Below are 22,675 nucleotides of genomic sequence, written 5' to 3'. Positions count from 1 at the left end.
AGAGGTTCAAAGAGGTCAGGACGGGTCCGGCTGCGGAACCGGCTCCTGATCGATCAGATGATAGACCGGCGATTTGACCGGAACGAAGTCGGTGTCCTCCGCCAGCAGCGAGCGCAGGTCGACATCGGGCCCGATCGTTTCCAGCCCGCGCTTTTGAGCCGCACGCATCAGATCGGGTCCGTAATCGGCGTAGACCTTGCCCCGCTCGTCCGCCATGAGCGACAGCGCGCCGCCGGAATAGACGCTCCGCAGCTTCGGCTCCTTGAGGCCGAGCTTGCCGTAGTCGATCCGGTAGAAGCCTGGATAAAGGCTTTCTCCGAGCGGAACGGCCCCTCCTCCGCGGACGAGACGGGCGATCTCCGCCTGCATGTCGTTCACCGCCTGGAACACGGGCAGCGGCATCAGCTTGACGGTCGGATCGGTCTCCTCGTTCTGGATGAGGAAGTAGTAGCTTCCGCCTTTTTCGAACGAGGCGGCCGGCAGCTCCGACAGATAGCGGCTGCGCTGCAGCTTGCCGAAATCGACGGCGAACTTCTCGTAAGCCGGCGTCTCCGCCGTTGCGTTTTTGAGCGGAAGCAGTCCCGTTTCCTGTTGATACAGATCGACGACCGCCTGCACGCCGGCGACGGCGTCCTTGGCCGGCAGCTGGTTCTGGCCGAGCTGCTCCCGAGGATAGAGGCAGCCCGACAGCAGCGTCGCCATGCTTGCGATCGCCGCCGCCGCCAGCAGCCGCCTGCCTGCAGCTCCGATCCGCGCGGCGCTTGCCGCAGTTGCTTTGTTCATTGGGGTTCCTCCTGATCCTTCATGCGAAAAGAACGCAGCCAGCTGTCGTCGTCCTCTTCGGCTTGACGCTCGAGCTGACGGCGCACCGCCGCCTTGAGCGGGTCTTCCGGCAGCACGGCGTGGCAATCGCCGAGAGCTCGGCATTGGCAGCCGAGCCGCGTTGCGACGCCCTCGCCGAGCTTATGCCGCTCCTGCGGCGTCGGCCGGGACAATCCGGCCTCGCCGTGCTCCGGATGCACGCCGAGCTTGCACATGAGGCAAGCGGCCTTGCCGCCGCAGCGGACCGCGATCGGCCGTCCCGCGAGCCGGGCCGCTTCCAGCAGCGTCGTGCCCGGGCGCACCCGCACCGACCTGCCCTCAGGCCAAAACGTGACTTGGACCACGCTTCCCGACTCTCCTTTAGAAATAAGGCTTGTGGCGCACTTCAATGACCGCTTCGTCGGAGCGGACGACCGCTTGACAGGAAAGGCGGTAGCCCTGATCAAATTCCTCCGGCTCCAGCCTGTCCCACTCGGCGTCGGTGACCGGCTCGAGCTGATCCATGCCGTCCACGATCAGGCAGCGGCAGCGCGCGCAGGTGCCTCTCCGGCAGGAGGAGCCCCACTCCGCCTTCGCCTTCAATGCGAGCTCGAGCAGCGTCGCGCCCTTGACCGCCGGCGTCTCCGTCAGCCGGGTGCGCCCTTGCAGCTTGATCACCTCGAATCGCCTCCCTGTCTACGCAATAATGGAAAATACGCCCAGCAAAAAGCCGATGACGAGCAGCACGAATGCGATCAGCGAGAGCGCTCCCCGCAGGATGCCTCGCGTCTTCGCGCGGGCGAACGTAATCATCAGAGCCGAAATGACCATCATCCCGATTCCGATCAGAGAGATCCACATGACTGTCATCGGATCCATCTTCCGACACTCCCATCCCTGTTCCGACGGAGCTCGGCGGCCTCGCAAAGCTTGTCCGGCAACGGCCGCGCGAAAGGCCGGCACTGCCGCGGCCGCGGCGGTACCGGCCCCAATTCTCTCCGTACGGAATTCCTTTATTTTTTGATCATCATCTTCATCAGCGTCTCCAGGTTCCCCATGCTCATGCCGCTGCTCTTGACCGCCTTGACGATATCGTTCATCGTCTGCTCGGATACCGGAACTTTGGCCATGCTGGCGACCTGCTTCACCAGCTTGCGGAGCTCTTCCTCGCTCTGCATCGTATCCGGCGTGACGCCGCTGGCAAGCTTCTTGACCTGATTTTCGGTAATGTTCTTGCCCGTCTTTTTGTTGACCGCGCTCAGGATGTCCTTCGGCGAGTTCTTGCCCATCGTGTCGCCCTCCCCAGGAATGATGGGGCTATAGACGCCGGGTGGATCCGGCGGCATAACCGCTCTGCCATCATCCTATGAGCGCAGGCGCCGGGAGGTGCGGGCGAGCTGCCCGGAAGGACAGACGCCCGGCCGGGCTAGAGCTCGCCGGTGCGGTCGCGCAGCATCAGGCTCTCTACCGCCTCGCGCGGAGCCTTGTTTTGGAACAGCACCTCATACAGCTGGTCGGTGATCGGCATCTCGACGCCGTAGCGGGCGGCGAGCGAGCGAGCCGATCTCGTCGTGCGCACGCCTTCGACGACCATGCCGACCTTAGCGAGCACCTCGTCCAGCGACAGCCCGCTTGCGAGCAGCGAGCCGGCGCGCCAGTTGCGGCTATGCGGACTCGTGCAGGTCGCGACGAGATCGCCGACGCCGGCGAGGCCGGCGAACGTCATCATGTTCGCCCCCATCGCTTGGCCGAGCCGGCCGATCTCCGCGAGTCCGCGCGTGAGCAGCGCGGCCTTGGCGTTGTCGCCGAAGCCGAGGCCGTCGGACAGTCCCGCTCCGAGCGCGATGATGTTCTTGATCGCGCCGGCGACCTCGACGCCGATCACGTCCCGGTTCGTATAAACGCGGAAGCAGGAGTTGATGAAGGCGTCCTGAGCCTGCTCGGCATAGCCTTCGGCCTCCGAGGCGACGACGACGGTCGTCGGCAGCTGCTTCACCACTTCTTCCGCATGGCTCGGTCCCGACAGCACGACGATCGTCTCCAGCGGGCGTCCAAGCTCCTCCGCCAGCACATGCGACATGCGCTCCAGCGAGTCGATCTCGAAGCCTTTGGCCGCGTGGACGATGACCGCATCCGGATCGAGCAGGGGAGCGGCCGCCGAGGCGACCTGGCGCATCGCCGAGCTCGGAGCCGCGAACAGCACGAGCCGAGCGTCCTTCAGCGCCTCCGCCATGTCGGTCGTCGCCGTCAGATTGTCCGGCAGCGCCGCTCCGGGCAAGTATTTCGTGTTGGCGTGCGAGTCCCGGATTTCTGCGGCCTGCGAGGCGCTCCGGGTCCACATGACGACTTCATGGCCGTTCGCCGCCAGGACGGCGGCCAGGGCCGTGCCCCAGCTGCCGGCGACGAGCACGGCCGCTTTTTTGAGCTCGCGGGGCGAGCCGTCCGTTTGCTTCATAGCGGCCCCCTCATGGCTTTTTTGCGCCAAGCTTGTTCTCCGTGCCCTTGTACAGCTTGACGAGGTTGCTCCGATGCCGGACAAACGCGAACACGCACAGCACGGCCGATGTCCAGAAGATCGGTCCGATGCCGATCAGAAGAAAGATGGATAATGGCGTCAGCAGGGCGAAAACGAGCGAGCCCAGCGAGACATAGCGCGTGATGGCGACGAGCAGGATCGCGATGATGCCGGCATACAGCGAAGGTATGAAAGCAAGCGAGACCATCGCGCCGATCATCGTCGCGATGCCCTTGCCTCCTCGGAAGCGGAAGAAGATCGGCCAGTTGTGCCCGGCGATGACGGCAAGCCCGCAGACGGCGGGCAGCCAGTCGACGTCCGGAGCGGCCAAGCGGCCGATCCATACCGCGGCGACGCCCTTGAGGATGTCGAGGACGAACACCGCGATGCCGGGACCTTTGCCGAGCACGCGCAGCGTGTTCGTCGCCCCGGCGTTGCCGCTGCCGTGATGGCGGATGTCGATGCCCTTGAAGTAGCGGGCGATCAGAATGCTGAACGAGACGGAGCCTAGCGCGTAGCTGGCTGCAATCGCAAGGATGGTTGTCAGCAAGGCCATTCTCTCCTAATCCTCGTCCGACTTCCGGCGGGTGAACAAGCGGACCGGAGTGCCTTCGAAATTGAACGCGGCGCGGATCTTGTTTTCCAGATATCGCTCATAGGAGAAATGCATGATCTCCGGCGCGTTGACGAAGATGACGATCGTCGGCGGCCGCACTGCGACCTGGGTGACGTAGTTGATCCGCAGGCGGCGCCCCTTGTCGGTCGGCGGCGGATTGATCGCGACGGCATCGGAGATGACGTCGTTGAGCAGATGCGTCTGGATGCGCAGCGCATGCTGCTCCGAGACGTGGTTGATGACCGGCAGCAGCTTGTGCAGCCGCGACTTGGTCAAGGCGGACAGGAAGACGATCGGCGCGTATGTCATGAACAGGAAGTGGTCGCGGATGTTCTGGGAGAACAACTGCATCGTCTTGTCGTCCTTGTCCACCGCGTCCCACTTGTTCACGACGAAGACCGACGCCTTGCCGGCTTCGTGGGCATAACCCGCGATATGCTTGTCCTGCTCGATGATGCCTTCCTCGGCATTGATCAGGATAAGCACGACGTCCGCGCGCTCGATCGCCTTCAGCGACCGCATGACGCTGTACTTCTCGGTCGATTCGTACACCTTGCCGCGCTTGCGCATGCCGGCCGTGTCAATGAGCACGTAGCGCTGTCCGTCCTTTTCGAACGGAGTGTCGATCGCGTCGCGCGTCGTGCCCGCGACATCGCTTACAATGACGCGTTCCTCGCCGAGCAGCGCGTTGACGAGCGACGATTTGCCGACGTTCGGGCGTCCGATGAGGGCCACCTTGATGACATCCTCGTCATACCCGTCTTCCTCGAGCTCCGGCAGCTTGGACACCGCTTCGTCGAGCAGGTCGCCGATGCCGGTGCCGTGCGAGCCGGAGATCGCGATCGGACTGCCGAATCCGAGGCCGAAAAACTCATAGATATCTTCCATTCGGCCATGGTTGTCGACCTTGTTGACCGCGACGACGACCGGCTTGCGGGAGCGGAACAGCATCTGCGCCACTTCCTCGTCGGCCAGCGTCAGTCCGGTCTTGGCGTCCACCATGAAGATGATGACGTCCGCTTCCTCGACCGCGAGCTCCGCCTGCATGCGGACGGATTTCATGATCTCGTCTTCGCCGTCCAATTCAATTCCGCCAGTATCGACGATACTGAAGGATTTTCCATTCCATTCACCGGTTCCATAGATCCGGTCACGCGTGACGCCGGGCTTGTCCTCCACGATCGCCAGGCGGTCGCCTATGACCCGGTTGAAGATCGTGGATTTTCCCACATTCGGCCTGCCCACGATAGCTATTACGGGTCTTGCCATAACATACACCCTCTCAAAAATTCTCACGCCTTCCATCATAGCAAAAAACAGCTGAGTTGGCTAACTTTTCAGGCTCCTCGCCGCAAGACGAAAGACCGGATCAGCCTTTATGGTCGACGAGGATGTAGCTTCCATTCTTGAGGTCATGAGCGTTCGCATCGAGAATCTTCTCCAGCAGAAACGCCGTCTGCTCCGCTTTTTCCGGCTCGTTTTCAATGAATACGGGCGCGCCTCCGCCGAGCGTCGCGTCCGCTTTCGAGCTGACGACCGCCACGATTCTAGCCATTGTCCTTCGCCTCCTGGTTGACGCCGGCCTTGGAAGGCATGCGCACCGCCGTCTCCAGCAGCGGCACCCTTCCCGCGATTTCAAGCGCCTTCGATTCGTCCTTCTCATGCGGCAGGATGAACACGCCGAGCCGGCCGGAGTCCATGTCCAGCTTGGCCATCGGCAGCAGCGCCGGCTCGCCCGTATCGCGATGCACGCCGAGAATCGTCGACAGATCGTAGAGGATCGCCTGCCGCTGGCCGATGTTGGACAGCGTGACCCGTCCATTGGCATTGCGCGGAGCCAGCACGAGGCCGAGCCCGCGCTCGCGGATGATCTGCTGGTCGCTCTCCAGGCCGACGTTCATGATGTAGATGTCGTCCACATACAGATCCGGTCCGTCCATCCGCAGCTCGCCGGCCTGCACGTCCGCGATATGGGACACCGACTTGCCGGAGCGCAGCTTCCATACCGCCGCGAGCGCAAGCAGCCCGCCCAGAAGGCCTGCCCAGACGTTGATCGCTACCGAGCCTAAGCTTGCCGTCATCGCCGCCAGGATGACGAGATAGTTTCTTCCCTCGAATACCATCGCTATGCCTTCGATATAGGATGTGCCGCGTGAAACGAGCTCCATCGAATCCATCTTCGACAGCGTCTCCCGCTCCATGTTGCGGACGTCGCGGAACTGCTGGGCGGCTACGGTCAGGAACGTGATCGCCGTCAGGTTTTTCTGGTACAGCGCCGGCACCGCGACCGCTCCGAGCGCGGACGCGATGAAGCCGAGCGACAGATGGATGATCTGGCCATGCGGGAACGTCGGGTACTGGCGATAGTCGGAGCGCAGCAGCAGCAGCCGGGCAATGACGCCGAAGCCGATGCCGATCAGCACGGAGGCGACCATCTGGTTCGCTTCAAAATAGTCCTGGATCTGGCGAAGCATCGGCTACACCTCTCTTTCGGGTTGTCGTTCGCGCCCCGCCAGCAGGCGAGCGAGCTGGCGGGCGGCCGCTGCGATCGCCAGCGAGGACAGCCTGCAGGCGGCAGCCGCCAGCGCAAGCCGATCCCACCCTGCCGCATCGCCGACGGCGACCGGTCCCTGCCAGCTGTCGGCGAGCAGCGGATAAAGGGAGACGAGCGTCGCCGCTCCCGTCAGAATGACGAGCTGCGCCGGCGCCCGAAGCGACAGCAGCGCGGCCAGGGCGCCGCCGATCAATGCCGCGTCCCAGCCGCTGCGCGCGAGGACGAGCTGCGGCGCAGCCAGAAACAGGCTGTCCAGCCAGATCAGCAGGAAGCCGAGCAAAAACGCGCATCCGAGCAAATAAAGCCGGTCGGATGCGCGGATATGCCGCTGCAGCGTCCAGAGAGCAAAGAAAACGAGAGCGATCGCCGCTCCGTTCACGACGAGCTTGCTCCCCAGCGGAATCCATACGGGCGAGAGCGCGCAAAGCACCGCCAGCGCCGCCGCTCCATGCCTCGCCTTCAGTCCGCCGGCCGCTTCTTTGTTCCAGCCGCTTGCCAGCAATATGAGCCCGATGAGCGCGACCTGCGCCGCTGCGAATCCATCGCTGATGGCCGCCATTGGCTTCACCTCCACCCGGCTATTATGCGCGTAGCGGCGGGGGATTATCAGCCAAAAAAGCCCTGTTTCGCCAGAAGGCGAAACAGGGCTTTTGGAAATGACGATTAGTTTTTGAACTTGCTCAGCTTGTCGCCGAAGCGCTCGCCGAGGTTGAAGCTCATGCTTTGGTTGCTCAGGGAGACGTTCGGATTGTCGATCTTCTCCTTGAAGCCGCCGCGGTCGGAACGCTCGCGAGCAGGACGCTCGGAACGAGGAGCTTGCTCCGGAGCTTCTTCCGTTTCTTTGATGCTCAGGCTGACGCGCTTCTCGGACGGATTGAAGTCGAGGATTTTTGCCTTGACTTCTTGGCCTTCCTTGAGCACTTCCTGCGGCGTAGCCACATGGCGGTGAGCGATCTGCGAAACGTGCACGAGACCTTCGACGCCAGGCGCGATCTCGACGAACGCGCCGAAGTTCACGAGACGGCGAACCGTACCCGTTACGATGTCGCCCGTCTTGAACTGGCCGTTCACGGATTCCCAAGGACCCGGCTGAGCGGCTTTGATGCTGAGGCTGATCTTGCCGACGGAAGGATCCAGCTTAAGCACCTTCACGCGTACCGCTTGGCCTTCGGAGACGACATCCTTCGGATGCGCCACATGCTGCCAGGACATTTCGGATACGTGCACCAGTCCGTCTACTCCGCCGATGTCGACGAATGCGCCGAACGGAGTCAGGCGTTGCACCGTGCCTTCGAGCTCTTGGCCCACTTGCAGGCTGTCCATGACCTTTTGCTTGTTTTGCTCGAATTCCGCTTCCAGAACTTCTTTGGCGGAGAGGATGATTTTGTTGTTCTCGCGGTCGATTTCCTTGATCTTCACTTTCAGGGTACGGCCTTTGTAGTCTTTGAAGTCTTCGACGAAATGACGCTCGACCATCGATGCCGGAATGAATCCGCGTACGCCGACGTCAACGACAAGACCGCCTTTGACTACGTCTGCAACCGTCACTTCGAGAACCTCGCCGGCTTCGAACTGCGCTTGCAGGGAGTCCCAGGACTTTTCTGCGTCCACTGCTTTTTTGGAGAGCAGCAGCTTTTCCTTCTCGTCATCGATCGTGATGACCTTGAGGGTCAGCTCATCGCCGAGCTTGACGGCGTCGTTCGCGCTGTCCAGCTGAACGGAGCTCAGCTCGCGCAGCGGAATGATGCCGTCATATTTATAACCGAGGCTTACCGTAGCCTGGTTGTCTTCGACTTTCACGATGGTGCCGGTTACGATGTCGCCCTTTTTCAGGGTGACGATGTTCTCCAGCTCATCCTGGCTGAGACCTTGCTGAGATTCTTGGACAGAGTCCTGGATTTTTGTTTCTTCTGACATCGAAATTACCTCCTCAGTTCATACCCCAACTTTATTTAAACCCAAATTGCACTGTTGAATCAGGAATAAGGGATTAAAACAATGCTCGTTCGCGAAGCTTTGCGATGTCGCTCATGATCTTGGCTGTGACCTGCTCCAGCGTGTCTCCGGAAGAAGAATGGATGAATTCGGTCAAATCCACCGGAGGACCGTAGATGACGCGGGTTTTGCCGAACAATCGGTAAGAGCCGACGATCGCGACCGGAATGACGGTCGCTCCGCTCCGCATGGCGATCATGGCCGCGCCTTTTTTGGCCGCGTCCCCGCCGCTGTTGCGGGTCCCTTCCGGGAAGATCCCCATCACGCCGCCTTCTTTCAGAAGGGTGATCGCCGTGCGGATCGATTCTTTGCTGACGCCGCCCCGCTTGACGGGAAAAGCGCCGAGACCGTGGATCAGCTTGCCCAGCACCGGCACTTCGAACAGCTCCGCCTTGGCCATGTAGTGGACCTTGCGGTCGAGCTTGATCCCCACCGTAGGCGGATCGAAGTTGCTGATGTGGTTCGAGCACAGGATGACCGGCCCGTCCGCGGGAACATGCTGCAGCCCTTCGGCCTTCAGCCGGAACAGCACGGCATAAGCGCCTCTCAGGACGCCTCGGCAAAATTCATAGAGCATCCTGCTTCGCCTCCGCCAGTTTCTCGAGCGCCATCTCCCGGATTCTCGAGACGACCTCGTCCGCCGGAATGCCCGTGCTGTCGAGCAGCACCGCGTCGTCCGCCTGCAGCAGCGGCGATACGGCCCGTCCCATGTCCTTGCGGTCCCGCTCCTCGATCTCCCGCTCCATCTGCTCGAGCGAGATGCCGAGCGCGTCTCCGGCTTCCAGATGGCGCCGGCGGGCGCGCTCCTGCACGCTCGCCGTCAGATACACCTTGAGCTCCGCGTCCGGCAGGACGTGAGAGCCGATGTCGCGGCCGTCCATGACGACGCCCTTGGCGGAGGCGAGCGCCCGCTGCATCTCGACGAGCCGGATGCGGACGCCGTCGATCGCGGCGACCCGGGAAACGTGGAGATTGATGTCTCTGGAGCGGATCCGGCTCGTCACATCCTCGCCGCCCAGCAGGACGACCTGCCCGTCGGGGCCGGGCGCGAGCCGGATGTCGAGCTTGCGGGCATGGGCGGTCACGGCTTCGTCGTTCTCGATATCCAGCCCGGCTTCCCTGGCGCTCCAGGTCACGGCACGATACATGGCTCCCGTGTCGATATAAATATAGCCTAATGCCTCGGCAACGCTCCGTGCAACGGTGCTCTTGCCGGCACCGGCGGGTCCGTCGATCGCGATGTTGATGCGTTCGTCCATCCCGTCGTGATGGATAGTCAAGATCGGTTCCTCCAAGCAGCATCTAGGTTACGTTAGTCATCCAAAATCAGTAAAAAAGCAGGCTTTGCCTGCCCGTCGATTATATCACAGTCAACGGATGGATGCAAAACGGTTAGCGCCCTATCGCAAATCAACTGTCCGAGACGCTCGCCCTCGTCCGCCCTCCAGACGGAGAAGCCAGGGTGCCTGCCCAGCGCATGCAGTCCAGCCTGAGCGAGCACCGCCGCCGCGAGCAGCGCCGCTGCCGCCGCCGCCAGCCAAGCCGTAGGCGCATCGAGCCGCTTCATCCTCTCCCCCTCCCGCCGTCCCGCCGCGTGCCGGGCCGCCGCTGTTAGCTTGTGCCTGAAAAGGAAAACTATGCGGGGAAAGGCGCCGGAGCTTTCCGGCCTATTTGCGCAGCTCGAGCTGCCGCTCGAAGCAGCAGCGGATGATTTTCTGACGGTCCGGCTCGGAGATCGTCGTGAACTTGACCATCGCCTGCTTGCGTCCGTTCTCGAGCATCTTGGCCCGGATCACCTCGCCTTTGAAGAAGGCATGCTCCACGACGCCGTTCTTGAACGGGACGAGCAGCCAGCACTCGAGCTCCATGCCGGTCTCCAGCAGCCGGCTGGCCTCGCAATAGAACGAGATGCCTCCGCCGCCGACGTCGTCGGTGATGCCGATGAAGCGATTCTGTCCGCGCGCGCTCACGGCCAGCTCCAGCTCGGCCGGCACGCGCAGGTAGCTGCGGCGCTGGATGCGGGTCATGCTGCTCTCCTCCGCCTTGCGGATGCGGACGAGGCGCAGCACGTCGTCGCGATAGCCGGTCACGTAGGAATTGAAATAATGCTTGACTCCGTCCGGGCTGATGATGAAGATGGACAGCTCGTCTCCCAGATACAGCTTGCGGAGCTTGCCGCTCGGCTCATGAATCGGAATCTCCATGTACAAGGAATCCGCGTCCTCATCCGCCACCCTGGACTTGTAGACGGACTGGGCTTCCTCTTCGTCGGAGGAAGCGACCTGGATGAACAGGAAATCGTTGATTCTAGGCAGCAAAAAAAGGCCCCCCTCCCCTTGATGCCATGATTATAGCATGTCGGGTGAAAGGGAGCCAGATGGAATGGAGCGGCCGGGTCGGCTGCGGACCCGGCCGCTCGCAAGCGGCGGAACGCGCGCCGCTCAGGCTTCGGGAATCTCCTCGACCGCTTCTTCGGCGCCGGTCTCGGCATTGATGTAGACCCGATAGGTGAAGCCGTTGCTCTTGCCTTTGTACTCGTAGCACAGCACTTCCTCGTTGTCCTCGTTCTTGATCAGCGCCAGACGGCCGGCCTTGCCGCCCATCGCCTCGGTCAAGCCCTTGCGCGCCTCGGTCTCGGCGAGCGCCGGCTTCGCCAGGTCGCGCTTCTTGTGGGCGTAGACGTAATCGCCTGCCTGCAGGCCGACGACTTCGCCGTCGTCCAGCGCGACCTTGACGGTCAGCTTGTCCGGATAAAGCAGCACGCCGTCCTGCTTGGCGACATAGGTGAATACGCCTTCGTTGCCGAACTCGTCGTAGGTGACGGCTTCCATATCCTTGTATCCGTGCTTGTCCAGAAACTTCGCGGCGCCGCTTTTGGCCTCGGCCAGCTTCAGCTTCTTGTCCGCGATGTCGCGAGGCTTGACGAACCAGAGCAGGTCGCCTCCGCGGTAGGTGAAATCCATCGCGATGTCCTTGCCGCTGCCCTTTTCGACAATCGCGGAGTAAGAGGCGTAAGGCGTGCCCTTGCCGTTCTCGGTCACCTTGATCGGAGCGTCCGGGCCGAGGCCGAGGAATTCGGCCGCTTTGCGCTTGATCTCCTCCGGCGTCGCCGGCTTGCCGGAGAGCATGCTGACGGTCCGCTTCTCGTACAGGCTCGTTACCGTCGGCCCCCAGTCAATCGAATCGAACTGGCCGACCTTCGAGTCGACCGTCTTGAAGCCTTCGACGATCGCGTTGCCGGACTGCTGGCGGTCGGCGGCCAGAGCCGTCTCGACGTCCATCCAGCGGAGCTTGTCCTGCAGCACCTTGTTCTGCACCTGCTCGAGGTCGCGGTTGATTTCCGACGACTTGTCGAACAGCGTCTGCATCGTCTTCATCTCCCCGTCCGTCAGCGGCTGCTTGGTCAGGTCGCGCATCGACGCCTTGTAGGCGAAGTTGGAAATATGGGACAGGAAGTCGCCGGTTTTCTGGAACGGCAGCATCCGGACCGGCAGCTGGTTGATCTCGCTTTGCGCCTGGCTCGTCAGCCGCCAGACGTTCACGAGGCTCTTGCGCTGGAAGTTCTGCGAGCCGGCATTGACGGCCAGCGTCGTGCCGAGCTGGTGATGGAGCCGATCCATGTGATAGCTCAGATCGTGGAAAGCTTTCTGGTATTGGTTCTCCGCCTTGATGAGGATCGAATTCTTTTCCTGATGCTCTTGATATCCCCAGTAGGCCGCGCCGATGAGCAGGAGCGTCATGACGGGAAAGAGCACGCTGCTGAGTCGTTGGTACATAAAGCACAAGCTCCTTTCTTCTGCCAAACCTGGGGTTAGTTTGGGTAGAGGGAAGGAGCTTTATGCACCGCTTATATCGGCATTTCTTCGATTTCGAAATCGTCGGTGTTGTTGCACAGGCATTGCTTGAAGCCGGTGTCCACCCTCGCTCCGTCCCTCCTGCCGCGCAGGACGAACTTCTCGCCGCAGATGCGGCAGCGGATGCTCACCTTGACTCTCGCCTCCTCCATGACATGCCTCCTCTCTTTCGCGATCGGTCCTCTCTATTCGCAGTATGGACCGATCCGTCAGAGCTTAACCTCCTCCTCGCGTCCGACGATGCGGAACGGGGAGCGCGCGTTGGCGCGCCCGATCTTGACGAGCCCCCAGATCCAGAGGAACGCCATGAACGGGATGATGCCCCACGCGATCTCGCTGACATCCGAGGTGAGGATCCAGTCGTACAGGCCGTGCCAGACGACCGGGAGCGCGAGCGACAGCGCCAGCAGGCCGCGAACGCTGCGTCGAGGAGCGAACTTGGCCTTGCCGAAATAATAGCCCATCATGATGCCGAAAAGCGCATGGCCGGACACCGGCAGCAGCGCGCGCAGCATGAGGGTCGTGAAGGTGGACGGATAGTACACGGCATAGAGGATGTTCTCGAGCGTCGCGAAGCCGAGCGAGATGCTGGCCGCATAGACGATGCCGTCGTAAGGCTCGTCGAATTCCGTATGGTTGAAGATGATATGGTACAGGACGAACCATTTCGCCAGTTCTTCTACGCCGCCGGACAGGCCGAAGGAGAAGAACACCGGATGGCTGCCGAGCCACAGCTCGAAGCCTCGCTGGATCACCATGACAGGCACGACGATCAGCATGCCGGTTAGGAACAGCTTGAGCACGAGATGGATCGGCTCGCTGTCGTATCGGTCTTTGAGGTAAAGATAGGTCAGCAGCGCGACTCCCGGCGCGATCGCGGCAGTCAGGATGGAGAACAGCAGCAAGCGTTGTCACGCCTCCTTCGGGGGAATCGCTATAGGATCAGCACAAAAAAGGAGCACTCGCTCCGGCAGGCCGGCGAACGCGAATGCTCATTGTCGCTGGGATGGTTAAGAAAAATGATGGCATAGCTCGCGGACCGCGTCGGCGGGCATGATCACTTTGCCGTATTCGTCCAAAACCGCGGAGGTGACGGAGGTCGCCTCGCCGAATTCGGCCAGCACCGCGATCATCGCGTTCTGCACGCCGGCATCCGCCTGGGCGGTGTCGAAGGCGAGAATCCAGCGTCCGTGGTAGGAATGAAGCTTGCCCTCCTCGGTCAATCCGGAAGCCTTCAGCTGCTTGGCGGCAGAGATGACGTCCTCGAAGTCGCGGAACGAATACATGATCGTGTCGCTGGATTCCAGCGTCACTTCCATCTCGTACATTTCCTCGTCCGCTTCGTCCTCGTCCATTCGGCCGTTGCTGCTGACATTGACCTTGCCGCGGGTCACGATGACGACCATGCCTTGAGCGGGCATGGCGATCACCTCGACGGCCAGCGGTCCGTTGGCGTCGAAGCCGAGTTCCGAATAGGCCTGGTCCATCATTTCGCTGAACAGCTCGTGCACTTTCGGTATCTCGCGCCACATGTCGTCCTTCTGGATCCCGCGCTCCAGCAGGTCGTCGAACGTCAGAAAAATGCGAATTTTGTCTTGCCCCAGCCGTTCGATCTTCATGACAGGATCCTCCTCTGCAGCATCGGATATAACAGCGTATGATGCACAAGCCATAAGGTGCGGCATACGTGCCATATGACTATATTACCATTTCCCGCGGAGGAATGCATCCGAACGGCAAAAAAACAGCCGTCCCGCCCATAGGGCGTGGCGGCTGTCGGGAGAGTCAATGCGGCATGGAGGCGCCGGCCTCCGCCAGCAGCTTGTCGGTCTCTTTCTTGACCGCGGGATCGCTGCTTACGAGCGCCGCGATCTGCGCCCACGCCTGGGCGTCGCCGGCATGGGCGGCGGCCGGCTCCGCCCGGCGCTCGGACACGGCCGGCTCCGGCGCGACGGGCTTGGCCGAGCGGCCGATCGTCCCCATCCCTTGACGGAGCGCCCCCGCCATCGACTTCCTCACGACGCCCGACCACAGCTGGCCGGCCGCGACACCGGCCGCCGCCGCCAATCCGGGACGCTTGCGCGCGACATACAGCGCCGCTGCGGCGCCTGCGATTCCACCAGCAATGAAACTTCCCAGCCTCAAGGCCATCTCCTCCTTCGGGTAAGACGCAAGAGCGTCTTCGCTTCGACTTGATGCCGGTAGCTTGTCCATTCCGCAGCCGGTTCATGCCGCTGCCTCTCCGACCGGGTTTCATGCGGCGGCGCGTCGGTTATTATGGTAGAATGAGCATCTTGGGCGTGACCGGCCGAGCTGCCGGCCGCCGCTCCACAATCAGGCATCTGGAGGGAATCTTCTTGACCAACTATCGTCACTACGCGGCGCCGCGGCGCCTTGCCGCCTGCGGCGCGGCAGCCTTGCTGCTGCTGGCCGGATGCTCCGAGGGAAGCGGAGCTCCGGCCTCCAGCCCGGCCGCGTCCCCTGCGGCTTCTGTCGCCAGTCCCGCCGCCTCCGCGGCGACCATAGCGCCGTCGCCTTCCGCATCGCCGAGCGTTTCTCCGTCGCCGTCCGCCTTGCCTTCCCCCGCGCCCGAAACGGCCGAGACGCTGTACCGGATGAGCGACAAGACGTTCCGCTTCGCTCCGATCGGCGACGCTCCGGACAAGGTCGTGCTGCTGAGCTTCGACGACGGCCCGAAGGAAGAGGCCATGCTGACGCAAATGCTGGACGCGCTGGACAAGCACGGCGCCAAGGCGATCTTTTTCGTCAACGGCTATCGGGTCGAGGAGCATCCCGAGCTGCTGAAGCTGATCCACGACCGCGGCCAGACGGTAGGCAACCATTCCTGGGATCATGTCGTGCTGAGCAAAAAAAGCAAAGCCGAGGTGCAGAAGCAGCTCGGCGACGTGCAGGATATCGTGGAGAAGACGATCGGACAGCGTCCGGAGTTTTTCCGGCCGCCGCATGGAGCGGGCGGAGAGGTCGGCAAGCAGGTCTCGAAGGAAGAAGGAATGCTGTACATGACCTGGTCGAACGGATCGCTCGACTGGGATCTGAAGGCGACGAAGAAGGATCCTCAGCTCGTCATCGAGCAGGTGCTGTCGCAGCTCCACCCTGGCGCCAACATCCTCATGCACGAGCTCCAGTGGACGGCCGACGGCCTGGACTCCTTGCTGACCAAGCTCGAGGAAAAAGGCTACGGCTTCATCGATCCCGCGACGATCGAGCGCCCCGGCGCACCGGCCGGCCGCTAGCTCCGGGCCGCGGAGCGCGCGAGCCGGAGCAGATGGATCTCCGGCGGGCAGTTCAGCCGGAGCGGCGCCTTGGAGGTGCCGTATCCGGAGCTTACGAGCAGCCGGACCTTTCGAGGTCCGGCTTTTCGCGCGGCGGGCGCCGGCAAGTCGAACCAGCCCGCCCGGAACTTGCGCACGCTGGAGCTGCGCATCGCCGGGCCGAGCAGCGGCAGGATGATCTGGCCTCCGTGCGTATGTCCGGACAGCATCAGGTCGGCCTCGATGCCCTCGTGCCGGCTGCGATGCGCGAGAATCGGATCATGCGCGAGCAGCACGGTGAACGGCATCGATCCGCCGGGCTCGGGGCGAGGCGAGAAGGCCGTCGCCGCCTCATCGGACAGGTCAAGCGCTTCGCGCAGACGGTCGCGCTTCGTCCGGGGATCGTCCGTCCCCGCGAGGCGGAAGGCCGATCGGCCGGGCACGGCGACGTACTCATGCCGGTTGCGGAGCACGCGCACTCCCTCCTGCTCGAGCGCGGCCCGCAGCTCCTCGATCTCGCCGTCGTAATCGTGGTTGCCGTAGACGGCATAGGCCGGGGCGATGCTCCGCAGCAGCGCCATGTTCGACCGCACCTGCTCGAGGCAGACGCCCGTCTCCCGGACGTCGCCGCCGATCAGCACGAGCTCCGCCCCTCCGAGCGCCTCGATCCGCTCCGGCAGATCCGGCTCGAGCCGGCGGCGGTGGATGTCGCTGATGAACAGCAGCCGCAGCCCTTCCAGTTCGGCCGGCAGCCGTTCGAGCGGCACGTCCTCCGGCACGATGTCCGTCCCTTCAGCCTCCTTCAGCATGGTCCGGACGAGAGCTCGACCTCCCAGCGCCGCCGCGGCAGCGAGCGCGGCCGCAAGCACGGCCCCTATCACAATTTTCATGGCGCAGCACCGATACCTTTCCCGATCGCGGCTCCTGCCGGCTCCGAGTGATCGACGAACAGGCTCCTGCCCCAGATGAACAGGCAGCCGGAGAGGACGATGAACAAAAAAAGCAAGGCGCGCAGAAGCAGCCGGGACAGCTTCGGCCGCAGCGATGGATGCCTGCTTTGGCGGGGCGGCAATCCTGCTCCTGGCGCCCCGCTCTCCGCGCGGCTTTCCTCTCGGGCTGACGCCGCCCTGTCGAGCGGCCTCCTGCGCCCGAATTTTTCGATCCGGCTCATGCTTCCCTCCTGAATCGGATGATGAGGCCCATGATGAAGTCGATCGCGAAATGGGCGGCGATCGGCGCCCAGAGCGTATCGGTCTGCAGGTAGATCCATCCGAGGCCGTAGCTGATGCCGAAGACGAGGCCCGTCGGAATCCAATGCTTGAGGTAGCGGACATGGATCGCCGCGAACAGGATGCTGGTCCAGTACGGACCGAAGCTATGCTGGATCGCGCCGCGGAACAGCATCTCCTCGCACACCGCCACGACGAGCGAGAGCAGCGCGATATGCCAGACCGGCCGGCAGCGGAAAATGCGCTCGTTGACGCCGCCGTCGTCCGCCGCCTCCTCCGGCACCCAGCGCGAAAGGATCAGGTCGACCGCCAGCACGGCAAGCGCGAATCCGAAGCCCCAGTAGAGGAAGCGCGCGTCGGATGGAAGCCCGAGCAGCGCCAGCGGATTGCGGCCCTGAAAAAAACACCAGGCCAAGCCGATAACAAGGGTAACCGCTTGTGTGACATACAGGTTGAGCAGCAGCATGCGGTCCGACAGCTCGTCGACCGACACGCTGCGGACACGGATGTTGCGGATATCGAATTTTTTCATGAAGTCCCGCCTGTCTTGAAGTAATCACAGCCGACAATCAACCGATCGCAAGGAGAATTCCTATGGACAAACATCTGAACCGCTATCAAATGCTTTTCTCGCTCGGCCTCATCTTCATGCTCGCCCTGGCGGTCGGCGCGTTTTTCGCCGGTGTCGAGGTCGGCTCCGCCCGTACGGAAACCCGCTATGAGGCCAAATCGCTCCAGGCTGCGGCGGCGAAGACGGCAGTCGCCTATACGCAGCAGGATCTCGTGTCCTTTTATCATACCGTATTTTCGCCCTACCGTGAATTTCAGAGCGAATGGCTCAAGATGGAAAGTCGTCTTGAAGCCCGCTCGAGCGCCCCGTCGGTCGGCCAGCTGGAGCAGCTCGGCGAGCTTGCCTCCAAAAAGCGCAAGGAGATCGAGGCGGTCGCCCTGGAGGCGAAAGGAAGCCTGTTGACCGAGGCGCGCGCCGACTACCTGCGCAGCCTCGACCGCTTCGTCGACGCGGCCTCGCATCAGAAATCCGCCGCCGCCGGAAGCACGCCCGAGCGCTTCCTGACCGCCCTGCGCGCGGACAAGGACTACAAGCAGGCGACGGCGGATTCGCTCTCCGGCCAGAACCGCTATTATTCCGCCATGCTCGCCTGGGCGTCCTCCACGCGCTCGGCCATCCCGAGGCAGGCCGAGCTGGCCGGCGTCGTCAGCCTGGACAAGTGGAGCTCGAGCCCGCTCGCGGTCAAGAACAAGCTCGTCGCCGACCTGCTCAGCAAGCGAGGCCGGATGAGGGATTTCCTCCCGCAGGATCTGGCCGGAGCGGTCGACCAGCTGATCGAGTCCGGCGAGGCCGACAAGCTCGGCCTGACGAGCTTCCAGGACGCGGTCGAGCTGCTGAGCGGCACCGGCGCGGTCCGCAGCGGCGACTTCTGGCAGATCAAGTCGCGGCTGTACGGCTCCGAGGTGCTGCCGCAGCTTCCGTTTTTCCTCCCGCCCGAAAGCTGATCCGGGTCTGCAAGAATGATAGCTAAAATTTATAGGGCCAGCAAGTTTTCTCATTGCATTTGGGACAACACCGCTTTAGAATAGTAAAGGTCAGCCTTCGGTTGCAGAATGCGCGGTTTCTCGACAGATCTCGCTGCATTCTGCGTTTGCAGCCGATCGCGCTCTAGCACGGACAAGCATTGAAGCCATACAGAAGCCCCGTCATCAAGGCGGCTTCCGTATGCGATGGACGCGGATGGGACAGCTCGTCCCTGCGCTGCGGAAGAGGAACCCGTCCCGGCTGGTCACGATGACGCCGGGCGTTTTTTCTTCTTGGCTCGCCAGCATACACTTTCCATAGCATGACCCGGCGCGGACGCCCCTACCGGGACGTCCCGCCTGCCGTATGCAACCACCATTCGCTAGGAGGCATTCCCCATGTTCAAAGTGTTAGTATCCGATCCGATCAGCGATCTCGGCATCCAGCAGCTCATGGACGCCGAGGACGTGACGGTCGACAAGAAGCCCGGGCTGAGCGAGGACGAGCTCGTCGCCATCATCGGCGAGTACGACGCGCTGCTCGTGCGCAGCCAGACCCGCGTCACCGCGAGAGTGCTCGAAGCCGGCACGTCCCTCAAAGTCGTCGGACGCGCGGGCGTCGGCGTCGACAACATCGACCTGCCGGCCGCGACGAGCAAGGGCGTCATCGTCATCAACGCTCCGGACGGCAACACCATCACGACATGCGAGCATACCTTCGCCATGATGATGGCCGTAGCCCGCCATATCCCGCAAGCGTACGCCAAGACGGTCGGCGGCCAGTGGGACCGCAAGTCGTTCGTCGGCGTCGAGCTGCGCGGCAAGACGCTCGGCGTCGTGGGCATGGGGCGGATCGGCAGCGAGGTCGCGCGGCGCGCCAAGGCGTTCGGCATGGACATCCTCGGCTACGATCCCTTCCTCACGGAAGAAAAGGCGGAGAAGCTCGGCGTCAAGCTCGCGAGCGTGGACGACATCGTGCGCGGCGCCGACTTCATGACCGTGCACACGCCGCTGACGCCGGAGACGCGCCACATGATCGGCGCGGAGCAGTTCAAGGTGATGAAGCGCGGCATGCGCATCGTCAACTGCGCGCGCGGCGGCATCGTCGACGAGTACGCGCTTGTCGACGCGGTCAACGAAGGCATCGTCGCCGGCGCGGCGTTCGACGTCTTCGAGGTGGAGCCTCCGGCAGCGGACCATCCTTTCCTCACGCATCCGAAAATCATCGTGACGCCGCATCTGGGCGCTTCGACGATCGAAGCCCAGGAGAACGTCGCGATCGACGTCTCCGAGCAAGTGCTCCATATCCTGCGCGACGAGCCGTTCCTGAACGCGGTCAACATGCCTCCGGTAGCGGCCGCAGTCATGACCCAGCTCCAGCCGTACTTCGAGCTCGGCGAGAAGCTCGGATCGCTCGCCGCTCAAATCACGGACGGTCCGTTCGGCGAGATTACCGTGGGCTTCTCCGGCGATCTGGCCGAGCTCGATACCCAGCCGCTGACCCGCTACATCGTCAAGGGCATTCTCGCCCATCATCTGGGCAGCGACCAGGTCAACATCATCAACTCGCTTTATTTGGCCAAGGAGCGCGGAGTCAACGTCGTCGTCAACAAGTCCCATACGGCCAAAGACTTCACGAACCTCGTCAGCGTCACGCTGAAAAGCCGCGGCGAGACGACGCATGTCGCCGGCACGCTGCTGACCGGCTACGGCCCGCGCATCGTCCAGGTCAACGGGTATACGGTCGACGTCGCTCCGTCCGGCCATCTCGTCCTCATCTCGCATCATGACCGTCCCGGCATCATCGGCCGCATCGGCACGCTGCTCGGCTCCAACGATGTCAACATCGCGACGATGCAGGTCGGACGCCAGGTCGAGGGCGGCGCCGCGATCATGGTGCTGACCGTCGACAAAGGCGTGCCGAAGGCGGTTCTGGCGGAGATGATCCAGCTCGACGAGCTCAAGACCGCCAAGGAAGTCATCCTTTACTAAGCCGCTCGATCAATGGCTGCGAAGTCCGTCCCTGCGGGGACGGACTTTTTTCGCTTTCATCCGCGGCCATGCGCGCGTTTGTTCCACATGCAACAAGATTTGCCCCTCTGCTTCAACAAAAAAACACCCTTCGAAAAGGGTGTCAAGACAGGATCGGATTCGGTTCGACAGGCAGCAGCAGCGTGAATGTCGTGCCTCGTCCGATTTTGGACTGGACCTGAATGCTGCCCTGATGGGCTTCGACGATGTTGCGGACGATCGCCAGGCCGAGTCCGGTGCCGCCGGAGGAGCCGCGCTTACGGGCCTTGTCCGCCTTGTAGAAGCGCTCGAAGATGAACGGAACGTCCTCCTCCGGGATGCCTTGCCCTTCATCCTCGACCTCCAGTCTCGCTTGCCGCCCCCCCTGCCCTCCGCTCATCCCGAGCGCGAGGCGGATGCGCGAGCCGTCGGGGCTGTGGCGCACGGCGTTGTCGAGCAGATTGGTCAGCACCTGCTCGAGCCGATCCTCGTCCGCCTGCAAAAGCACGATCGGCGCTTCCGGCGCCTCTACCTCCAGGCGGATGCCTCGATCTCCCGTATACACGCTGAATTTGCGCGCGACGCGGCGCAGCAGCGCATCGAGATCGACGACACCGAGGCTGAGCTCCACATGGCCCGCCTCCATGCGGGCCAGATCGAGCAGGTCCTTGACGAGGCGGCCCATCCGCAGCGACTCGTCGTGGATGACCTGGACGAGCTCGCGGCGCTCCTCGGGGGATGCCGCGATGTCGTCCAGCAGCGCCTCGCTGTAGCCTTGGAGCATGGACAGCGGCGTGCGGATCTCATGGGACACGTTGGCGACGAAGTCCCGCCGCAGCTTCTCCAGGCGATGCTCCTCGGTCACGTCGCGAAGCACCGCGACGACTCCGCGCACCGTATCGTCGGACTTGAGCGGCGCCATGACGACGGACCAGACCCCGCCCTGCACCTGCAGCTTTTCGCTGAGGTCGCTGCCTTCCGCGATGACGGTGCGGAACAGCTCCCGCAGCGGCCCCGGCGCGGCATCGGAGCCAGCCGCCCGATCCTCTTCCTCGTCCCAAGCAGCCATGCGCAGCCGTTCGAGCAGCCGTTCTCCGGGCGGATTCGTCAGGACGATGCGCCCGGAGGCATCCATCGTCAGCACCGCGTCGGCCATGCTGCGCAGCACGCTCGACAGATGCTCCTTTTCGTGGTTCAGATCGGTGAAGAACTCCTGCAGATCGGCCCCCATCCGGTTGAACGCGCCCGCCAGCTCGCCGATCTCGTCCGAGGAGCGGATCGGCACGCGGGTGCGGTAGTCGCCCTCCGAGATCAGGTTCGCCGCGTCCTTCAGCTGCAGGAGCGGCTGCGTGATCTTGCTGGAGAGGAAAAACGCGAAGAAGGTGGACAGCAGGAATCCGATGATCCCGATGTAGACGAACAGCAGCTTGACCCGGAACGGCTCGTCAAAAGCGATATCGATATACTGCAGGAGGAACATGCCCAAAATGATCAGCACGACCGCCACGAGCAGCATGATCGTGATCCACAGCTTGCCGACGACGCTTCTCCACAGCCAGCGCATCGGTTACTTCGGCACCTCGAGCTTGTAGCCGACGCCCCATACGGTCGTAATCATGGAAGCCGCTTCCGTCGAGACCTTGTTCAGCTTTTCGCGCAGCCGCTTCACATGGGTGTCGACCGTCCGCAGATCGCCGAAGAACTCGTAGTTCCAGACGTCCTTGAGCAGCTCCTCGCGCGAGAATACCTTGTCCGGGCTGACCGCCAAGTAATGGAGCAGCTCGTATTCCTTGGGCGTCAGGCTGACCTCGTGTCCGCCCGCGGTGACGCGGTGGGCGTCATGCTCGATGACCAGATGAGGGAAGACGATGTTGCTGCTCGCCGCAGTCTCCCGGGTCAGGAACGCGGTCGCGGAGGAGCGGCGCAGGATCGCCTTGACGCGGTAGATGATCTCGCGCGGGCTGAACGGCTTGACGACGTAGTCGTCGGCGCCGACCTCGAAGCCCTGCACGCGGTTCATCTCCTCGCCCTTGGCGGTCAGCATGATGACCGGAGTCGCCTTGATCTGCCGGAGGCGGCTGCATACCTCGATGCCGTCCATGCCGGGAAGCATGACGTCGAGCAGGATCAGATCGAAGTCCTGGCCGGAAGCGAGCCGCAGCGCCTGCTCGCCGTCATCGGCCTCCTCGATCTGATAGCCTTCCTTCTCCAGGTACATTTTCAGCAAGCGGCGGATCCGCTCCTCGTCGTCCACGACGAGGATGCGGTGCACGTATTCACTCATGCGGCACGGCTC

28 protein-coding genes are annotated in these 22,675 nt (G+C 62.9%); 3 read left to right on the top strand and 25 right to left on the bottom strand.

The genetic code is table 11. The annotated features are described in order from the left end of the window. Window positions 1-15: 15 nt before the first annotated feature. From B8V81_RS19910 to B8V81_RS19815, 21 genes are all read right to left on the bottom strand, one after another. A complete protein-coding gene (locus tag B8V81_RS19910) occupies window positions 16-783 on the bottom strand; it encodes a hypothetical protein (RefSeq protein ID WP_101809034.1) in 768 nt (255 codons plus the stop codon). Continuing rightward, window positions 780-1,166, bottom strand: a complete 387-nt coding sequence (locus tag B8V81_RS19905) for a 2Fe-2S iron-sulfur cluster-binding protein (RefSeq protein WP_101809033.1) — start codon at window positions 1,164-1,166, stop codon at window positions 780-782. Before B8V81_RS19905 ends, B8V81_RS19910 begins: the two co-directional genes overlap by 4 nt. Window positions 1,167-1,182: 16 nt before the next feature. Continuing rightward, window positions 1,183-1,479 (bottom strand): 2Fe-2S iron-sulfur cluster-binding protein, encoded by a 297-nt coding sequence (locus B8V81_RS19900; RefSeq protein ID WP_028599785.1) that lies wholly within the window; start codon window positions 1,477-1,479, stop codon window positions 1,183-1,185. Window positions 1,480-1,497: 18 nt separating this feature from the next. Continuing rightward, a complete protein-coding gene (locus tag B8V81_RS19895; protein WP_028599786.1) occupies window positions 1,498-1,680 on the bottom strand; it encodes a DUF2768 family protein in 183 nt (60 codons plus the stop codon). 134 nt (window positions 1,681-1,814) lie between these two features. Next, window positions 1,815-2,090, bottom strand: coding sequence for a stage VI sporulation protein F (locus tag B8V81_RS19890; protein WP_028599787.1), 276 nt, complete (start codon window positions 2,088-2,090; stop codon window positions 1,815-1,817). Window positions 2,091-2,227: 137 nt separating this feature from the next. Then, window positions 2,228-3,256 (bottom strand): NAD(P)H-dependent glycerol-3-phosphate dehydrogenase, encoded by a 1,029-nt coding sequence (locus B8V81_RS19885; RefSeq protein WP_052333428.1) that lies wholly within the window; start codon window positions 3,254-3,256, stop codon window positions 2,228-2,230. A gap of 10 nt (window positions 3,257-3,266) precedes the next feature. Next, window positions 3,267-3,866: a glycerol-3-phosphate 1-O-acyltransferase PlsY gene (gene plsY, locus B8V81_RS19880; RefSeq protein WP_028599789.1), complete on the bottom strand. Its 600-nt coding sequence runs from the start codon at window positions 3,864-3,866 to the stop codon at window positions 3,267-3,269. A 12-nt stretch (window positions 3,867-3,878) separates the two neighbouring features. Further along, window positions 3,879-5,201: a ribosome biogenesis GTPase Der gene (gene der / locus B8V81_RS19875; protein ID WP_028599790.1), complete on the bottom strand. Its 1,323-nt coding sequence runs from the start codon at window positions 5,199-5,201 to the stop codon at window positions 3,879-3,881. A 100-nt stretch (window positions 5,202-5,301) separates the two neighbouring features. Then, window positions 5,302-5,487: a capping complex subunit for YIEGIA gene (locus B8V81_RS19870; protein WP_028599791.1), complete on the bottom strand. Its 186-nt coding sequence runs from the start codon at window positions 5,485-5,487 to the stop codon at window positions 5,302-5,304. After that, window positions 5,480-6,406 (bottom strand): YIEGIA family protein, encoded by a 927-nt coding sequence (locus B8V81_RS19865; protein ID WP_028599792.1) that lies wholly within the window; start codon window positions 6,404-6,406, stop codon window positions 5,480-5,482. Before B8V81_RS19865 ends, B8V81_RS19870 begins: the two co-directional genes overlap by 8 nt. 3 nt (window positions 6,407-6,409) lie before the next feature. Continuing rightward, the gene (locus tag B8V81_RS19860) at window positions 6,410-7,045 is read right to left on the bottom strand and encodes a YphA family membrane protein (protein ID WP_028599793.1); all 636 of its coding nucleotides are present in this window, start codon (window positions 7,043-7,045) and stop codon (window positions 6,410-6,412) included. Window positions 7,046-7,149: 104 nt separating this feature from the next. Next, window positions 7,150-8,403, bottom strand: coding sequence for a 30S ribosomal protein S1 (gene rpsA, locus B8V81_RS19855; protein ID WP_028599794.1), 1,254 nt, complete (start codon window positions 8,401-8,403; stop codon window positions 7,150-7,152). A 73-nt stretch (window positions 8,404-8,476) separates the two neighbouring features. Then, window positions 8,477-9,058, bottom strand: a complete 582-nt coding sequence (locus B8V81_RS19850; protein WP_028599795.1) for a lysophospholipid acyltransferase family protein — start codon at window positions 9,056-9,058, stop codon at window positions 8,477-8,479. Then, complete coding sequence (gene cmk / locus B8V81_RS19845; protein ID WP_028599796.1) at window positions 9,048-9,761, bottom strand: (d)CMP kinase; 714 nt, start codon at window positions 9,759-9,761, stop codon at window positions 9,048-9,050. The genes B8V81_RS19850 and cmk overlap by 11 nt, the downstream gene beginning before the upstream one ends. A gap of 32 nt (window positions 9,762-9,793) precedes the next feature. Continuing rightward, window positions 9,794-10,048 carry a hypothetical protein gene (locus B8V81_RS19840; RefSeq protein ID WP_028599797.1) on the bottom strand — a complete coding sequence of 85 codons (255 nt, stop codon included), beginning with the start codon at window positions 10,046-10,048 and terminating at the stop codon, window positions 9,794-9,796. 100 nt (window positions 10,049-10,148) lie between these two features. After that, window positions 10,149-10,799 carry a flagellar brake protein gene (locus B8V81_RS19835; protein WP_028599798.1) on the bottom strand — a complete coding sequence of 217 codons (651 nt, stop codon included), beginning with the start codon at window positions 10,797-10,799 and terminating at the stop codon, window positions 10,149-10,151. A gap of 123 nt (window positions 10,800-10,922) precedes the next feature. Then, on the bottom strand, window positions 10,923-12,257 hold the full coding sequence (gene ypeB / locus B8V81_RS19830) for a germination protein YpeB (protein ID WP_028599799.1): 1,335 nt from the start codon (window positions 12,255-12,257) through the stop codon (window positions 10,923-10,925). Between the two features lie 71 nt (window positions 12,258-12,328). After that, complete coding sequence (locus B8V81_RS25385; protein ID WP_164820118.1) at window positions 12,329-12,487, bottom strand: hypothetical protein; 159 nt, start codon at window positions 12,485-12,487, stop codon at window positions 12,329-12,331. Between the two features lie 57 nt (window positions 12,488-12,544). After that, a complete protein-coding gene (gene prsW, locus B8V81_RS19825) occupies window positions 12,545-13,240 on the bottom strand; it encodes a glutamic-type intramembrane protease PrsW (protein ID WP_028599800.1) in 696 nt (231 codons plus the stop codon). Between the two features lie 105 nt (window positions 13,241-13,345). Further along, window positions 13,346-13,954, bottom strand: a complete 609-nt coding sequence (locus B8V81_RS19820) for a genetic competence negative regulator (protein ID WP_028599801.1) — start codon at window positions 13,952-13,954, stop codon at window positions 13,346-13,348. A gap of 166 nt (window positions 13,955-14,120) precedes the next feature. Then, window positions 14,121-14,480, bottom strand: a complete 360-nt coding sequence (locus B8V81_RS19815) for a hypothetical protein (RefSeq protein ID WP_028599802.1) — start codon at window positions 14,478-14,480, stop codon at window positions 14,121-14,123. A gap of 212 nt (window positions 14,481-14,692) precedes the next feature. On the opposite strand from B8V81_RS19815, the gene B8V81_RS19810 reads away from it, so the two are divergent. Beyond that, window positions 14,693-15,589 carry a polysaccharide deacetylase family protein gene (locus B8V81_RS19810; protein WP_244912796.1) on the top strand — a complete coding sequence of 299 codons (897 nt, stop codon included), beginning with the start codon at window positions 14,693-14,695 and terminating at the stop codon, window positions 15,587-15,589. Here B8V81_RS19810 and B8V81_RS19805 read toward each other — a convergent pair. Together B8V81_RS19805 and B8V81_RS19795 are read right to left on the bottom strand one after the other, a co-directional pair. Then, complete coding sequence (locus tag B8V81_RS19805) at window positions 15,586-16,497, bottom strand: metallophosphoesterase (protein WP_101809031.1); 912 nt, start codon at window positions 16,495-16,497, stop codon at window positions 15,586-15,588. The two genes, B8V81_RS19810 and B8V81_RS19805, sit on opposite strands and share 4 nt — an antisense overlap. 277 nt (window positions 16,498-16,774) lie before the next feature. Next, on the bottom strand, window positions 16,775-17,368 hold the full coding sequence (locus B8V81_RS19795) for a CPBP family intramembrane glutamic endopeptidase (protein ID WP_101809029.1): 594 nt from the start codon (window positions 17,366-17,368) through the stop codon (window positions 16,775-16,777). A 62-nt stretch (window positions 17,369-17,430) separates the two neighbouring features. On the opposite strand from B8V81_RS19795, the gene B8V81_RS19790 reads away from it, so the two are divergent. Together B8V81_RS19790 and serA are read left to right on the top strand one after the other, a co-directional pair. Next, complete coding sequence (locus B8V81_RS19790) at window positions 17,431-18,351, top strand: hypothetical protein (protein ID WP_101809028.1); 921 nt, start codon at window positions 17,431-17,433, stop codon at window positions 18,349-18,351. A gap of 417 nt (window positions 18,352-18,768) precedes the next feature. Beyond that, window positions 18,769-20,361 (top strand): phosphoglycerate dehydrogenase, encoded by a 1,593-nt coding sequence (gene serA, locus B8V81_RS19785; protein ID WP_028599807.1) that lies wholly within the window; start codon window positions 18,769-18,771, stop codon window positions 20,359-20,361. Window positions 20,362-20,503: 142 nt separating this feature from the next. On the opposite strand, the gene B8V81_RS19780 is transcribed toward serA, so the two are convergent. Together B8V81_RS19780 and B8V81_RS19775 are read right to left on the bottom strand one after the other, a co-directional pair. Continuing rightward, a complete protein-coding gene (locus B8V81_RS19780) occupies window positions 20,504-21,943 on the bottom strand; it encodes a sensor histidine kinase (RefSeq protein WP_101809027.1) in 1,440 nt (479 codons plus the stop codon). A gap of 3 nt (window positions 21,944-21,946) precedes the next feature. After that, the gene (locus B8V81_RS19775) at window positions 21,947-22,663 is read right to left on the bottom strand and encodes a response regulator transcription factor (protein ID WP_028599809.1); all 717 of its coding nucleotides are present in this window, start codon (window positions 22,661-22,663) and stop codon (window positions 21,947-21,949) included. Between the last annotated feature and the right edge of the window lie 12 nt (window positions 22,664-22,675).

This window comes from Paenibacillus pasadenensis (assembly GCF_002864175.1).
GTDB classification, from domain to species: Bacteria; Bacillota; Bacilli; order Paenibacillales; family Paenibacillaceae; genus Paenibacillus_O; species Paenibacillus_O pasadenensis.
This window is presented reverse-complemented; position numbering and strand designations above follow the sequence as displayed.